The organism is Polaromonas sp. P1_H6 (genome assembly GCF_056405195.1).
The window spans coordinates 164,288-178,444 of record NZ_JBFUCN010000002.1; the positions used below are offsets into that span (position 1 = coordinate 164,288).

Sequence of the window (14,157 nt, forward strand, 5' to 3'; positions counted from 1 at the left end):
CCCGCAAGAGGACAAGGGCCGTTGGCCTTTTCAGGCCTGCGCTTGAAGCGAATTACTTCTTGGCGGCAGGCTTGGCGGCGTCAGCCTTGGCGCCGGCTTTGGCTTCCTTGGCGGCGGCGGCCTTGGCGGCTTTCGGGTCCACCGGTGCGGCTGCTGCAGCGGCTGCTGCGGCATCGGCCTCGGCTTCGTCGGAAACGGCGGACACGGACACCAGAACCGGGTTTTCCTGGCCCTTGGCGACAAACTTCACGCCCTTTGGCAGCGTGATGTCCTTGACGTGCAGCGGCGAGCCCTTCTTCAGGCCCTTCAGGTCGACGGCGATGAATTCGGGGATGTCGGCCGGGAAGCAGGAGACGGTCAGCTCGGTGATCACGTGGTTGACCAGGCAGTTCTCGGTCTTGACGGCCGGCGACTCTTCTTCACCGCTGTAGTGCACGGGCACTTTGACGGTCATCTTGGTCTTGGCTTCCACGCGCTGGAAGTCGATGTGCAGGATCTGCTGCTTGTACGGGTGCATTTGCAGGTCGCGCAGCAGAACTTTTTGTTCTTTGCCGGCCAGTTCCATCTCGAGGATGGAAGCATGGAACGCTTCTTTCTTGATGGCGTGGAACAACGCGTTGTGATCGAGTTCGATCAGCGTGGGTTCACCGGTGCCACCGTAAACAATACCGGGCGTGCGGCCCGTGATGCGGAGACGGCGGCTCGCACCCGTGCCCTGCTTTGCGCGCTCAAAAGCGACGAATTTCATAATCAACTCCAATAAAGAACGGACCGCGACCAGTCTCGCTCTGCTTTAAAAAGCTGCCTGGATTCCGTGAAGCTTGAGGCTTCGCGGGCCGTGCAGCCGCTTTTTGTTTCAGCTCAGAACAGGTTGTCCTGGTCCGAAAACAAACTCATGACCGACTCTCCCTTGGCGATGCGCTGTATGGTCTCAGCGATCAGCGGCGCCACGGAGAGCTGGCGAATCTTCTTGCAGCCTTCTGCATTGGGGCTCAGCGGAATGGTGTTGGTGATCACCACTTCATCAAGCGCGTCGCCCTTGGCGATGCGGTCTATGGCCGGGCCCGAAAAAATCGGGTGCGTGCAATACGCGTAAACCTTCTTGGCGCCGCGCTCCTTGAGCACTTCGGCCGCCTTGACCAGCGTGCCGGCCGTGTCGATCATGTCGTCCATGATCACGCAGTTGCGGCCTTCGATATCGCCGATCACGTGCATCACTTCCGACACGTTCGCCTTGGGGCGGCGTTTGTCGATGATGGCCATGTCGCAGCCCAGCTGCTTGGCCAGCGCCCGGGCCCGCACCACACCGCCCACGTCGGGCGAAACGACCATCAGGTCGGCGTAATTCTTCTGGCGCAAATCGCCCAGCAGCACCGGCGACGCATAAATGTTGTCGACCGGGATGTCGAAAAAGCCCTGGATCTGGTCGGCGTGCAGGTCCATCGTCAAGACACGCGACACGCCCACGGCCTGCAGCATGTTGGCCACCACCTTGGCCGTGATCGGCACACGCGCCGAACGCGGGCGGCGGTCTTGCCGCGCATAGCCGAAATACGGGATCACCGCGGCGATGCGCTCGGCCGAAGCCCGCTTCAGCGCGTCGACCATGATGAGCAATTCCATCAGGTTGTCGTTGGTCGGCGCGCAGGTCGACTGAACCACAAACACATCGCGAGCCCGCACGTTCTGCTGAATCTCGACGGTGACCTCACCATCCGAAAAACGACCCACATGGGCCGCGCCCAGCGAAATGCCCAGGTGCTGGGAGATCTCAAGGGCCATGCTCGGATTGGCATTGCCGGTAAAAACCATGAAGTCGGGATGGTGCGTTTGCATGTGGGGCCCAGCTGCTACAAGGACTTGAACGTGGCTGAAATTTCTGATCGAAGCAAAATACGCACGGGGGACAACACGTTGCTACGGGCTTGGCAGTGAGCGCCGCTTGGCTGCCGTGTTTCCAAAAACATACAGACCCGCTGATACACATCATGCGGGTCTGTCAGGAGTCACGCAGGCCCGCGCCGGGCGGGTCCGCGACACCGGGGCTGTGGCCCTCAGTCTTAAATTTGGCAGGGGTGGAAGGATTCGAACCTGCGAATGCCGGAATCAAAATCCGGTGCCTTAACCAGCTTGGCGACACCCCTACACAGGACAGTTGTTGTTGCCAACAACAGACCTATAACTTATTCATTTATGGTCGCTTGGAAACACATTTCGAGAGCGGTTATTTTACCAACCGGCCAGGGGATGCGCCTCCAAATTACCGCATTGGCGGACTTTCCAGCCCTCAGGCAATCCCGAGGTGTCCGGCAAATCCATTTCATGCGGCAGTTGCGCAAATACAGCACTTCCGGAGCCGGTCATGCGCCCCTGGAGTTGCCTGCTTTTCAGCCAATCGAGCGATTGGCCAATCTGCGGGCACATCCCCTGCGCTACCGGCTGCAAGTCGTTGCGGCCGAATCCGAAATCAAACGATTTCGACTGGCCTTCAGCATTTGCAGCAAAGCCTTGGATTGTAGCAGTTTCTGTGTCACGTTTGAGCCACGGCGCGCTGAAAATACCTTGTGTGGGGAGCCCGGCCGCCGGTTTGACCACCAGAAAACGAGCCGAGGGCAGGGCCAGCGGCGTGATTTTTTCGCCTATGCCCTCCACCCAGGCATGGCCGCCCGAAAGGAAAAAAGGCACGTCAGCGCCCAGCGAGAGGGCCAGGGCGCGCAGCTCCTGCGGCGGCAGGCGCACGCCCCACAGCCGTTGCAGAGCCAGCAGGCAACTGGCCGCATCCGACGAACCTCCGCCCATGCCGGCCTGTGAGGGAATCCGCTTTTGCAGGCCGATGTGGACGCCCAGCGAGGTGCCGCAGGCGGCCTGCAATGCCCGCGCGGCCCGCACCGCAAGGTCGTCCGTGGGCAAAGCTTCTGCCGTGTGGCCGTCCGTTTCCAGGTCCTCCCGGCTGATCCGACCGTCAGTGCGCAGCTCAAAGTGCAGGGTATCGCACCAGTCGATCAGCATGAAAACGGACTGCAGCAGGTGGTAGCCGTCCGGCCTGCGGCCGGTGATGTGCAGGAAAAGATTGAGCTTGGCGGGTGCCGGCACGTCATACAGGGCCTTGAGCGGCGGCGCGGTACCTGAGGCGGGAGCGATGGAGGTCATGAAAAAGAGCGAAGGCCGGGGAGGGCGGCGGGAGGGCTATTACTGATCGAGCACGACACGCAGGTCGGCCTGCGGCGCCGGCTGGGACCTTTTGGCCGAAATGCGGCCTTCCTGGCGGCGTGAGAGGTCGGCCGACCAACCGGCGGCGGCGGCATTGTCGCCGCGCAGCCAGGCAAACAGCGCATCTATCGGTACGGCCGCACCCGTGGCCTGGGCCATCAACTCATCGACGGAGGCAAAACGCTGGACTTTGCCGCCGCCCGAGTCCAGTACCGCTTCGCCGGGCGACCAGCGCAGCACGCCCAGCACATTGCCCAAGGGACTGATCAGCGTGAGTTCACCGCGTTCGGCCCGGCCTTTGAGCTCGAAGCTGGCCGAAAAAGACTGTGCCGGCTCACTCTGCACCTGCAGGCTGATACGGCCGGTCCAGAAATCGTTTTTCAGTCCATCCTGGGCTGTTGCCCTGGGCATTTGCGCGCAGCCGGCAACGAAAAACACGGTGAAGAGGGTCGCAAAACCAAGGGCCAGCCGGGCCAGGCGCGTGCGGAGGGTGGGCGGCAAGATGGGTATCCCGGCTTACAGCTTCACGCGCAGGCGCTTGAGCGTTTCCTGCAGCGTTTCGTTCTCGGGATTGAGCAATCTGCCTTCCTTCCAGATGGCAATGGCGCGGTCGCGCTGGCCCATGGTCCACAGCACTTCGCCGAAATGCGCGGCGATCTCCGCATCGGGTTTGGCCTTGTAGGCGGCCTCGAAGATCTGCGCGGCTTCTGCCTTGTTGCCCAGGCGGAATTCCACCCAGCCCAGGCTGTCCCGGATAAACGGGTCGGCGGGGGCAAATTCCAGCGCCTTGCGGATCAACTCGCGCGCCTCGGGCAAGCGCACGCTGCGATCGGCCAGCGAGTAGCCCAGGGCGTTGTAGGCGTGGTGGTAGTCGGGCTTGAGCTGGATGACCTTGCGCAGCAGGCTTTCCATCTCATCGAGCTTGCCCAGCTTTTCGGCCATCATGGCCTGGTCGTAAATCAGCTCGGTTTCTTCTGGCGCCTTCACCAGCGCCTCGGCTAGCACCTTGTGGGCCAGCTGGTACTGCTTGAACTCGCGCAGCAGGGACACTTCCGCATTGAGTTTGACCCTGGCCTCGGCCGGATTGCGCTCGGGCAGCTTGCGGATCAGCTGGCGGCCCTCGTCGAGCTTGCCCTGGCTGGCCAGGATGGAAGCGCGCCGGGTCTGCGCCAGCGCCAGGTCGGAGGCGTTGTCAATCCTGGCCAGCCAGCTTTCCGCCGCGGCGTAATCCTTGCGTTTTTCCGCAATTTGCGAGAGAGACAAATAAGCCTGGGCCAAGCCGCGGTTGCGTTCGCCTTCGGCAGTCTGTTGCTGCGCCAGGCCGACATAGCGCTCCAGCGAGCTTTGCGCCTGCGCCAGTTGGTTGTCCTGCAGTTGCAGGGAACCCAGCACCAACCAACCCTCAGGGAGGTCGGGCTTGTCGCGCGTCACGACCTGCAACTGGGCGGCGGCCTCGGCATAACGCTGGGCGTCCAGCAGCGCCCGGGCATAGCCCATCCTGATTTCAGGCATGGCTTTGGGGTTGCCGTCGAAATAATTGCGGATCACAGTTTCGGCTTCGGGCAGCTTGGGGTCCATCAATTCAAGCGCCACCAGCGCTGGGCCTTCGGCGCGCGGGTCGGCAGCCTGGCCGCGCCGGGCCGCGGCAAGCGCGCCATTGGCGTCGCCCGCGGCCAGGCGCATGCGCGCGACGGTGGTCCAGGCGGCGCCCGCGGTGGCGGGATTGCCCAGGTGGTCGGCCAGGGCTTCTTCCACCACGGTGCTGGCCAGTTTTTTGTCTGTTGCGCGGGCGTACACGCGCGGTACAGACGTCAGGACGGACGGCCGCTCCACATCCGGTGCCAGTTTGATTTCGGTTTGCAGCGGCTCCACCGTGTCGGCAATCCGGTTGAGCGCCACCAGGATTTGCAGCACGTAACGGTTGGCCTCGCGCGAGGTGGGCTGGTCCTGCTTCCAGGCCCGGGCCGACTGCAGGGCGGCGTCGCCCGAGCGCGACTGCAGGGCGATGTCGGTGGCGCGCTGGTAAAGCTGGGCGTCGCCGGTTTTCCGGGCGGCGTCCAGCATCAGGGCGAAGCCGGCGGCGGGCTCGCCGTCCTGCAGGGTCATTTCACCGACCAGCAGTTGGTAAAACAGGGCGCTGTCCAGAAGCGAGGAGGGGGTGGATTCCTGCGCGGCCTTGGCTTCGACCAGTGTGGCGGGCGCGGCGGAAACCGGCTCGTCGGTCTGCGCCAGGGCCAGGGGTGCGACAAACCACAGGCCGCTGAGGGCAAGGCCGGCAAGGCCAGATTTTTTCTTCATCGAACCATGATAATTGATGCTTCCGGGTCGCGCTCCCGCTTTACCCTGCCGCCTTGAAAGCTTTTGTGGCCGGCATTGCGCGGCGCCGCGAACCACCCCCCCTTGCGCCCGCAGACCGGCGCCCCTAGCTGCCAAACCTATGCCTGAACTGCCGGAAGTCGAAGTCACCCGCCTGAGTTTTGCGGACCGCATCGCGGGCGCGCGCATCGAGCGCGTCGAAATGGGCAAACCCCTGCGCTGGCCCCTGGGCTGCCAGCCGCGCCAACTGGTCGGCCGGCAGGTGCTCGCGGTTCGCCGGCGCGGCAAATACCTGCTGGTGGACTTGAGCGACGGCCTGTTGATGATCCACCTGGGCATGTCCGGCAGCGTGAGCTTTGGCGCCGGCTTTCCCGCGCCTGGCAAGCACGACCACTTCGACATGGTGACCAGCCTGGGAACCCTGAGGCTCAACGACCCGCGCCGTTTTGGTGCGGTGGTCTATGCCGGCGGCGAAAACACCCCAGCCGCGCAAAAGCTGCTCGGCCGCCTGGGCGTGGAGCCGCTCAGTGACGCTTTTGACGCCGCCGATTTTCACCAGGCGCTCAAACTGCGGCAAACGCCCATCAAACAAGTCCTGCTGGGCGGCGAGGCGGTGGTGGGCGTCGGCAATATTTACGCCTCCGAGGCCTTGTTCCTGGCGGGCATACGGCCCACCACGCGGGCCAGCCGCATCAGCAAGCCGCGCGCGGCGCTGCTGCACGCGGCCATACGCCAGGTGCTGGCGCAGGCTGTTACAAAAGGCGGCAGCACCTTGCGGGACTTCTCGAATGCCTGGGGCGAATCCGGTTATTTCCAGCTGGAAGCCATGGTCTACGACCGGGCCGGCCAGCCTTGCCGGGTTTGCGCCGCGCCCGTCAAAAGCATCCGCCAGGGCCAGCGCTCGACTTTTTATTGCGCGACCTGCCAGAAACCCTGAACCCGGATACGTAGAGGCGCCAATAGGCCTTTCGGGGCGGCGATGCTATATTGACCGATCACACTTAACGGAAGACCGATGTCTTTTAACGAACAATTTGACCAGCATGGCCAGTGGCGGCGTGAATTTGCGCTTCGCCTGAAGCTGCTTGCTGAGTGGATGAAAGACCATGACCTGCTTGACGCTGCCGTCGAGGAGCGTTTGCAGCGGTTGGAGTCCCAGGTGCGTTCCGACAAGGTCATGGTGGCTTTTGTGGCGGAATTCTCGCGCGGCAAGTCCGAACTGATCAACGCGATCTTTTTTGCCGGCTACGGCCGCCGCATCATGCCGGCAAGCGCCGGCCGCACCACCATGTGCCCGACCGAGCTCGGTTACGACGCGGACGTGCCGCCTTGCCTGCGCCTGCTGCCCATCGAGACGCGTTTGCAGAAACAGGCGCTGATGGAGTGGCGCTCGGCCCCCGAAAAGTGGACGCGGCTGGACCTGGACGTCAACGATCCCGCCCAGCTGGCACAAGCCCTGGAAAAAGTCGCCGAAGTGCGCCACGTCACCAAGGATGAGGCCCGCGCGCTCGGCTTCTGGCACGACAACAGCCCGGACGACAACCCCCTGGCCGGCCCCGACGGCCTGATCGAAGTGCCCAAGTGGCGCCATGCCCTCATCAATATCGCGCACCCGCTGCTCAAGCAGGGCCTGGTGATCCTCGACACGCCGGGCCTGAACGCCATAGGCGCTGAGCCCGAGCTGACGGTGAGCCTGATTCCCCAGGCACATGCCGTGGTGTTCATCCTGGCCGCCGACACCGGCGTCACCAAGTCCGACCTGGCGATCTGGCGTGAACACCTGATCACCGAGGGCGAGGGCAGCGACGCGCGCCTGGTGGTGCTCAACAAGATAGACACGCTCTGGGACGCGCTGAGCACGCCCGAGCAAATCAAGGCGCAGATCGACCGGCAACGCGCGACCTCGGCCGAAATCCTGGGCCTGCCGGAATCGCAGGTTATCCCCGTCTCGGCCCAAAAGGGGCTGGTGGCCAAGGTGACCCGCGACAAGGCCTTGCTGGAAGCCAGCCACCTGCCGGCGCTCGAGCTCGCGCTGGGCCAGGGCGTGATGGGGCAGCGCCAGAAAATCCTGCGCTCGGCGGTAGCAGCCGGCATCGGCGAACTCCGGACGGAAGCCGGACGCGCCATGCACATTCGCCGGCGCGACCTGGCCGAGCAGATGATCGAGCTGCGCGGCCTGCGCGGCAAAAACGTCTCGGTGATCAAGCACATGCGCAGCCGCATCGAGCAGGAACAGGCCGAGTTCGACACCAGCGGTTCGAAGATCCACGCGGTGCGCTCGGTCCACCTCAAGATGCTGCGCGACCTGTTCAACCTCCTCAGCACGCCGACTCTCAAGGCCGAACTGGCCGAACTGACGCAGGCGCTGAAGCAGCCGGGTATCAAGCTGGGTGTCAAAAAAGCCTACGGGCAGACCTTCTCGCGCCTGCGCGAGGGGCTGCAGAAATCCCAGATCCTGAGCGGCGAGATCCAGTCCATGCTGACCGCGTCCTTCCGCCAGCTCAATGCCGAATTCAGCTTCTCGCTGCAGGCGCCCAAAGAGCCGGAACTGATCCGCTACGAACACGACCTCGAACTGATAGAGCGCAGCCACCTGCAGTACCTGGGGCTGAGCAATGTGATCAAGCTGTCCCAGGCGGACTTTTCCGAGCGCCTGGTGCGCGCGCTGGCCACGCGCCTGCGCGTGGTCTACGAGACCGCGCTGGGCGAGGTCGAGCTGTGGAACAAATCTGCAGCCTCGCAACTGGACGCCCAGTTGCGCGAGCGGCGCCGCAATTTCGGGCGCAGGCTGGAGGCCATTGAGCGCATCCAGCAGGCGGCATCGGGCCTGGACGAACGCATCGCCGAGATCGACGAGCAGGAAGGCGTGCTCAACGAGCTGGACAACAAGCTCACCGAGCTGACGGCCCACCTGATGGGCGGCACTTCTGCGCAAGACAAGGCGCAGGCCGCCGCAGCCGCCCAGAACGCGGCCGTTCCCGAGGCAGCCTGAGCCTTGCCGGCAGGTCAATCAGCCATCCAGCGCTTTTCCCCTCCCAGGGCGCAAAGCCGGAGATGAAGCAATCCGCCTTGCAAACCCTGCCTTCCGGTTTTTCCGGGGAAATCGTCCGCTGGCAAAGCACGCACGGGCGCAACAGCCTGCCCTGGCAGAACACGCGCGACCCTTATCGCGTGTGGCTGTCCGAGATCATGCTGCAGCAGACCCAGGTCGCCACCGTCCTCGATTACTACGCGCGCTTTCTTGAGCGCTTCCCCACGGTCGCCGAACTGGCCGCTGCCAGCGAAGACGAAGTGCTGGGCCTGTGGAGCGGGCTGGGCTACTACAGCCGCGCGCGCAACCTGCATCGCTGCGCCAAAGATGTCGTGGCCCTGCACGGCGGGCAATTTCCGGGCACGTCGGAGCAATTGCAGACATTGCCCGGCATAGGCCGCTCGACGGCGGCCGCCATTGCCTCTTTTTGCTTCGCTGAGCGTGTCGCGATCCTGGACGGCAACGTCAAGCGGGTGCTCACGCGGGTGCTGGGTTTTTCCGCCGACCTGGCGCAAGGCGCCAATGAAAAAGCATTGTGGAACCATGCGACGGAACTGTTGCCAACGCGCAAGCTGGCGGACACCATGCCGCGCTACACCCAGGGGCTGATGGATCTGGGCGCGACGATTTGCGCCGGGCGCCAGCCGCAGTGCCTGCTATGCCCGGTGCAGAAGCTGTGCCGCGGTTTTGCCGAAGGCGACCCCGGCAAATACCCCGTCAAGACACGCAAGCTCAAGCGCAGCGCCCAGGGCCTGAGCCTGTTGTGGGCGCAACGGCCTGACGGCTCGGTGTGGCTTGAAAGGCGTCCCGGCCGGGGCGTCTGGGGCGGCCTGTATTGCCTGCCGGTATTCGACAGCGATGACGAGCTGAAGGCGGTGCTGCCGCCCTCACTGCAATCGCGCCTCGATCCCCTGCCGCAGTTCGTCCATGTGCTCACACACAAGGATTTGTATTTGTCGCCGTGGGTAGCGGGCTTTGGCGCCGGCCAGGCATTGCCCAAAGCCGTGGTGTCGGAGGAGCGGCCGGGTGCCTGGTTCGGCCCCGATGCGTGGCCCGCGCTGGGCCTGCCCGCACCTATACGCAAGCTGCTCGCGCAAGACGCCTGAAGGCCGGTTTTCTTAACCGGCGTCGAGCTCGCGGTGTCGCTTCAGCGTGCGCCAGTGGGGGCTGAAAGCCGCCGCCAGTTCTTCGACCAAATAGACCGAACGGTGTTGGCCGCCGGTGCAGCCGATGGCGACCGTCACGTAGCTGCGGTGGTCGCGCACCAGCGCGTTCAGCCAGTGGCTGAGGAATTGCTCGATATGCCGGAACATGTCGCCGACCTCGGGATGCGCCTTGAGGTAATCCGCCACCGGTTCATCCCGCCCCGTGAGGTGGCGCAGGCCGGACTCATAGTGCGGATTGGGAAGCATGCGCACGTCGAAGACATAGTCGGCGTCCAGCGGCACGCCGCGCTTGAACGCGAAGGACTCGAACACCAGCGTCAGCTGGGTGGTGGGCGCGGAAATCAGCGACTTCACATAGCCCTGCAGCTGCGAGGACCGGATCATGCTGGTGTCCAGCACATGGGCCTGCTCGCGCATTTCGCCCAGCAGTTCGCGTTCCAGTTCGATGGCGTCCACCAGCGCGCGGTGCTGGTCGGAGGCGTCTATGCGCGACAGCGGGTGCAGCCGGCGCGTTTCCGAAAAGCGGCGCACCAGGGTTTCCGTGTTGGCGTCCAGGAACAGCGACTGCACCACCACGCCGGACTCGCGCAGCTGGCGCAGCTGCTGGGGCACCAGCGGCAGAGAGGTCGCGCTGCGCACGTCCATGGCGATCGCGACTTTTTGCGCGCCATGCTTCTGTTCCAGCGCCACGAAAGGCGTGAGCAGCTCGGGGGGCAGGTTGTCGACGCAGTAGTAGCCGGCGTCCTCCAGCGCGTGCAGGGCGACGGATTTTCCCGAGCCCGACATGCCGGTGATGAGGACCATTTCCAGCGTAGCCATCACTGCCCCAGCATTTCCTTGGCGTGCGCCAGCGTGGTGCCGGAAAGGCGTTCGCCGCCCAGCATGCGGGCGATCTCGGCCACGCGCTGCTCGCCGTTGACATGGTCGACCGCGCTCAGGGTGACGCCGTTCTCGGAGCGCTTGGCGACCACCAGGTGCTGGTCGGCGCAGGCCGCCACCTGGGGCAAATGGGTGACGGCCATGACCTGGCGGTCCTTGCCCAACTGTTTCATGAGGCGGCCCACGGTTTCGGCGACGGCGCCGCCCACGCCTGAATCCACCTCGTCAAAAATCAGGGTCTCAGCCTGCCCGAGTTGGCTGGTGGTGACGGCGATGGCCAGCGCGATGCGGGACAGCTCACCGCCCGAAGCCACCTTGCCGACGGGGCGCGGCGTGCTGCCGCTGTGGCCGGCCACCAGGAATTCGGCCTGTTCCAGGCCGTGCTGGGCGGGTTGTTCAAGTTTGGCCAGCGCCACGTCGAATTTGCCGCCCTGCATGCCCAGGCCTTGCATGGCCTGGGTGATGGCCTTGGCGAGTTTGGGGGCGGCCTTGGCGCGGGCCTTGGACACCTGGCCGGCTTCCTCGAGGTAGGCCGCCTTGGCCGCGGCTTCGTTCTTCTCAAGCTGGGCCAGGTCGGCCGCGGCATTGAGTTTTTGCAGTTCGGCCTGCCAGGATGCCAGCAGCTCGGGCAGCTCGGCCGGCGTGCGTTTGTAGCGGCGCGCCAGGCTGACCCACTGCGACAGGCGCTCGTCCAGTTCAGCGAGCCGCTGCGGCTCGAGCTCGGCATGGCGGGCATAGCCGTTGAGCGAGTGGACCGTGTCTTCCATCTGCGCCAGCGCGCCGTTCAGGACTTCCACCATAGCCTTGAACTCGGGTTCTATGTGTTCCTGGTTTTGCAGCGCCGCAATCGCGCGGCCCAACAGCGCATTGGCATTGTCGTCGGATTCCTGCAATGCATCGACGGCGGTTTGCACCGCGTCGCGCAGGGCCTGGGCGTTGGACAGGCGCCCGTGCTGGGCATTGAGTTCGTCCCACTCGTCGGCACCGGGCGCGAGTTTGTCCAGTTCGCCGATCTGCCAGGCCAGTCGCTCGCGTTCGCGCTGCAGGCTGTCCTGGGCATCGCGTGCCTCCAGCAGCGTCTTCTGGGCCAGGCGCCACTGCTGCCAGCGGCGCGAGAGTTCATCCGTGGAAACGTCCGCATAGGAGTCCAGCAGGCCGCGCACCGCGTCGGGCCGGGTCAGGCTTTGCCAGGCATGCTGGCCGTGGATGTCCACCAGCTGGTCGGCGATCTCCTTGAGCTGCGTGGCGGTTGCCGCGCTGCCGTTGATCCAGGCGCGGCTTTTGCCTTGCACGTCTATCGTGCGGCGCAAGAGCAGGCTGTCGCCGCCGTCGAAGCCGGCTTGCTCCAGCCAGGCGGCCAGGCCCTTGGGGCTGTCGAACTCGACGCTGATCTCGCAGCGGGCCGCGCCTTCGCGTATCACGCCGGCATCGGCGCGCGCGCCCAGGGCCAGTTGCAGGGCATCGATCAGGATGGATTTGCCGGCGCCGGTCTCACCGGTGAGCACCGTGAACCCACCGGACAGGTCCAGCTCGAGTTCGTGGACGATGACGAAATCGCGAAGCGAGATGCTTTTGAGGCTCATAAATAAATCCGCGCCGTTCAGGCCACGCCTTCATTCCAGTGAAGTTTTTTGCGCAAGGTGTCGAAGTAGCTCCAGCCCTTGGGGTGCAGAAAGCGCATCTGGTGCTCCGAGCGCCTGACGGTGATGCGGTCGCCGTGCAGCAGGCTGGCCAGCGACTGCATGTCGAAGTTGGCGCTGGCGTCACGCCCCGCGACGATTTCAATCGTGATCTCGCCGGAGTCCGACAGCACGATGGGCCGGTTCGACAGTGTGTGCGGCGCAATGGGCGCCAGCACCCAGCCGGCAATCGAGGGGTGGAGCAGGGGCCCGCCGGCGGACAGCGCGTAGGCCGTGGAGCCGGTGGGCGAGGCGATGATCAGGCCGTCGGCGCGCTGGTTGGCCACGAAGCGGCCGTCCACCTCGACGCGAAGCTCCACCATGCCGGCGGTCGCTCCGCGGTTGACCACCACGTCGTTCATGGCGGTGGCGCTGAAAACGCAGCGGCCGTCGCGCACAACCTTGGCCTGCATCATCCAGCGGCGGTCTTCCTCGTACTCGCCGCGCAGCATGGGAATCAGGGTGGCTTGGTAGTGCTCGAAGGCAATGTCGGTGATGAAACCGAGCCGGCCCTGGTTGATGCCCACCAGCGGGATGCCGAACTGCGCCAGCAGCCGGCCTATGCCCAGCATGGTGCCGTCGCCGCCGACCACCAGGGCCAGGTCGCACTGCGCGCCTATGCCGGCTGCGTCCAGTGTGGGGAATTGCGTGAGGCCGGTGTTGCTGGCGGTGTCCTGCTCGATTGCCACCTCGCAGCCCTGGGTGCCCAGGAAATGCGCGATGTCCTCCAGCGCCGACCGGGAACCCTGTGCGTGGTACTTGCCGATCAGTGCGACATGGCGGAATTGCGATTTCATCGGCAAATTACATCACAACATCCGCCCCAAGCTTCGTAGAATGTCGGCATGCTTGATGATCGTGCGCGGTTGCTTCTCAAGGCGCTGGTGGAGCGCTACATTGCCGATGGGCAGCCGGTGGGTTCACGCACGCTGTCCAAGGCCTCGGGCCTGGAGCTATCCCCCGCCACCATACGCAACGTGATGAGCGACCTCGAGGAGCTCGGCCTGATCGTCAGCCCGCACACCTCGGCCGGCCGCATCCCCACGGCGCGCGGCTACCGCCTCTTCGTCGACACCATGCTGACCACGCAGCGCGACTCCTTTCCCGCTGTGGGCCAGATAGGCGCCCCCCGGCTGGCGCCCGACCAGCCGCAAAAAGTGCTCAGCAATGCGGCGCACATGCTCTCCAGCCTGTCGCAATTCGTCGGTGTGGTCATGGCGCCGCGCCGCACTTCGGTGTTCCGCCACATTGAATTTTTGCGCCTGTCCGAAAAACGCTTTCTCGTGATCATCGTGTCGCCCGACGGCGACGTGCAGAACCGGGTCATCTTCACCGAGGCCGACTACAGCCAGTCGCAACTCGTGGAGGCCGCCAATTTCCTCAATTCACACTACGCCGGCATGGCGATAGAGGAAGTGCGCGAGCGCCTGAAAAACGAGGTCGAGGCGCTGCGCGGCGAGATTGCCACGCTGATGCAGGCTGCGGTCAAGGTCAGCTCCGAAGCCATCGAATCGCGCGACGAAGTCGTCATCTCAGGGGAGCGCAACCTGCTGGCCGTCAGCGATTTTTCCGGCGACATGGGCAACCTGCGCAAGCTGTTCGACCTGTTCGAGCAAAAGGCGCAGCTGATGCGCCTGCTCGACGTGTCCAGCCGTGCCGAGGGCGTTCGTATCTACATAGGCGGCGAAAGCCAGGTCATTCCCTACCAGGAGCTGTCGGTGGTGACGGCGCCTTACGAGGTCGACGGCCAGGTGGTGGGCACGCTGGGCGTCATCGGCCCCATGCGCATGCCCTACGAAAAAATGATCCAGATCGTCGACATCACCTCCAAACTGGTCAGTACGGCCCTCAGCCACAGCAAGTAGGCTCGTGAGCA

12 protein-coding genes and 1 tRNA gene are annotated in these 14,157 nt (G+C 64.5%); 4 read left to right on the top strand and 9 right to left on the bottom strand.

What is annotated here, in order from left to right; all coding sequences use genetic code 11:
• Window positions 1-52 precede the first annotated feature (52 nt).
• The 6 genes from AC1D1F_RS03135 to AC1D1F_RS03160 form a co-directional block, all read right to left on the bottom strand.
• The gene (locus AC1D1F_RS03135) at window positions 53-748 is read right to left on the bottom strand and encodes a 50S ribosomal protein L25/general stress protein Ctc (protein ID WP_477653184.1); all 696 of its coding nucleotides are present in this window, start codon (window positions 746-748) and stop codon (window positions 53-55) included.
• 113 nt (window positions 749-861) lie between these two features.
• The gene (locus AC1D1F_RS03140; protein WP_477653185.1) at window positions 862-1,836 is read right to left on the bottom strand and encodes a ribose-phosphate pyrophosphokinase; all 975 of its coding nucleotides are present in this window, start codon (window positions 1,834-1,836) and stop codon (window positions 862-864) included.
• 231 nt (window positions 1,837-2,067) lie between these two features.
• A tRNA-Gln gene (locus tag AC1D1F_RS03145) sits at window positions 2,068-2,144 on the bottom strand.
• 85 nt (window positions 2,145-2,229) lie between these two features.
• The gene (gene ispE, locus AC1D1F_RS03150) at window positions 2,230-3,150 is read right to left on the bottom strand and encodes a 4-(cytidine 5'-diphospho)-2-C-methyl-D-erythritol kinase (protein ID WP_477695943.1); all 921 of its coding nucleotides are present in this window, start codon (window positions 3,148-3,150) and stop codon (window positions 2,230-2,232) included.
• A gap of 39 nt (window positions 3,151-3,189) precedes the next feature.
• Complete coding sequence (locus AC1D1F_RS03155; RefSeq protein WP_477695942.1) at window positions 3,190-3,711, bottom strand: outer membrane lipoprotein LolB; 522 nt, start codon at window positions 3,709-3,711, stop codon at window positions 3,190-3,192.
• Window positions 3,712-3,726: 15 nt separating this feature from the next.
• Window positions 3,727-5,508 carry a tetratricopeptide repeat protein gene (locus tag AC1D1F_RS03160; protein WP_477695941.1) on the bottom strand — a complete coding sequence of 594 codons (1,782 nt, stop codon included), beginning with the start codon at window positions 5,506-5,508 and terminating at the stop codon, window positions 3,727-3,729.
• A gap of 139 nt (window positions 5,509-5,647) precedes the next feature.
• On the opposite strand from AC1D1F_RS03160, the gene mutM reads away from it, so the two are divergent.
• The 3 genes from mutM (at window position 5,648) to mutY (ending at window position 9,663) form a co-directional block, all read left to right on the top strand.
• Window positions 5,648-6,463 carry a bifunctional DNA-formamidopyrimidine glycosylase/DNA-(apurinic or apyrimidinic site) lyase gene (gene mutM / locus AC1D1F_RS03165; RefSeq protein WP_477677601.1) on the top strand — a complete coding sequence of 272 codons (816 nt, stop codon included), beginning with the start codon at window positions 5,648-5,650 and terminating at the stop codon, window positions 6,461-6,463.
• Between the two features lie 78 nt (window positions 6,464-6,541).
• Window positions 6,542-8,518 carry a dynamin family protein gene (locus tag AC1D1F_RS03170; protein ID WP_477653190.1) on the top strand — a complete coding sequence of 659 codons (1,977 nt, stop codon included), beginning with the start codon at window positions 6,542-6,544 and terminating at the stop codon, window positions 8,516-8,518.
• Between the two features lie 62 nt (window positions 8,519-8,580).
• Entirely contained in the window at window positions 8,581-9,663 is a 1,083-nt protein-coding gene (mutY, locus tag AC1D1F_RS03175; RefSeq protein ID WP_477677599.1) for an A/G-specific adenine glycosylase, read from the top strand.
• 12 nt (window positions 9,664-9,675) lie between these two features.
• Here mutY and rapZ read toward each other — a convergent pair whose 3' ends face one another.
• Genes rapZ through AC1D1F_RS03190 form a run of 3 tightly spaced genes read right to left on the bottom strand, consistent with a single transcriptional unit; the run spans window position 9,676 to window position 13,078 of the window.
• Window positions 9,676-10,542 (bottom strand): RNase adapter RapZ, encoded by an 867-nt coding sequence (gene rapZ, locus AC1D1F_RS03180; protein ID WP_436156627.1) that lies wholly within the window; start codon window positions 10,540-10,542, stop codon window positions 9,676-9,678.
• Window positions 10,542-12,185 (bottom strand): DNA repair protein RecN, encoded by a 1,644-nt coding sequence (recN, locus tag AC1D1F_RS03185; RefSeq protein WP_477677598.1) that lies wholly within the window; start codon window positions 12,183-12,185, stop codon window positions 10,542-10,544. The genes rapZ and recN overlap by 1 nt, the downstream gene beginning before the upstream one ends.
• 17 nt (window positions 12,186-12,202) lie before the next feature.
• Window positions 12,203-13,078, bottom strand: coding sequence for an NAD kinase (locus tag AC1D1F_RS03190; RefSeq protein ID WP_477677597.1), 876 nt, complete (start codon window positions 13,076-13,078; stop codon window positions 12,203-12,205).
• A 48-nt stretch (window positions 13,079-13,126) separates the two neighbouring features.
• On the opposite strand from AC1D1F_RS03190, the gene hrcA reads away from it, so the two are divergent.
• The gene (gene hrcA, locus AC1D1F_RS03195; protein WP_477677596.1) at window positions 13,127-14,146 is read left to right on the top strand and encodes a heat-inducible transcriptional repressor HrcA; all 1,020 of its coding nucleotides are present in this window, start codon (window positions 13,127-13,129) and stop codon (window positions 14,144-14,146) included.
• The last annotated feature ends 11 nt before the right edge of the window (window positions 14,147-14,157 follow it).

What these genes read in the sequence shown, in the direction of transcription:
- AC1D1F_RS03190 (WP_477677597.1), bottom strand. Translation starts at nt 13,078, where the DNA reads ATGAAATCGCAATTCCGCCATGTCGCACTGATCGGCAAGTACCACGCA.
- AC1D1F_RS03160 (WP_477695941.1), bottom strand. Translation starts at nt 5,508, where the DNA reads ATGAAGAAAAAATCTGGCCTTGCCGGCCTTGCCCTCAGCGGCCTGTGG.
- AC1D1F_RS03140 (WP_477653185.1), bottom strand. Translation starts at nt 1,836, where the DNA reads ATGCAAACGCACCATCCCGACTTCATGGTTTTTACCGGCAATGCCAAT.
- AC1D1F_RS03170 (WP_477653190.1), top strand. Translation starts at nt 6,542, where the DNA reads ATGTCTTTTAACGAACAATTTGACCAGCATGGCCAGTGGCGGCGTGAA.
- AC1D1F_RS03135 (WP_477653184.1), bottom strand. Translation starts at nt 748, where the DNA reads ATGAAATTCGTCGCTTTTGAGCGCGCAAAGCAGGGCACGGGTGCGAGC.
- hrcA (WP_477677596.1), top strand. Translation starts at nt 13,127, where the DNA reads ATGCTTGATGATCGTGCGCGGTTGCTTCTCAAGGCGCTGGTGGAGCGC.
- ispE (WP_477695943.1), bottom strand. Translation starts at nt 3,150, where the DNA reads ATGACCTCCATCGCTCCCGCCTCAGGTACCGCGCCGCCGCTCAAGGCC.
- mutY (WP_477677599.1), top strand. Translation starts at nt 8,581, where the DNA reads ATGAAGCAATCCGCCTTGCAAACCCTGCCTTCCGGTTTTTCCGGGGAA.
- mutM (WP_477677601.1), top strand. Translation starts at nt 5,648, where the DNA reads ATGCCTGAACTGCCGGAAGTCGAAGTCACCCGCCTGAGTTTTGCGGAC.
- rapZ (WP_436156627.1), bottom strand. Translation starts at nt 10,542, where the DNA reads ATGGCTACGCTGGAAATGGTCCTCATCACCGGCATGTCGGGCTCGGGA.
- recN (WP_477677598.1), bottom strand. Translation starts at nt 12,185, where the DNA reads ATGAGCCTCAAAAGCATCTCGCTTCGCGATTTCGTCATCGTCCACGAA.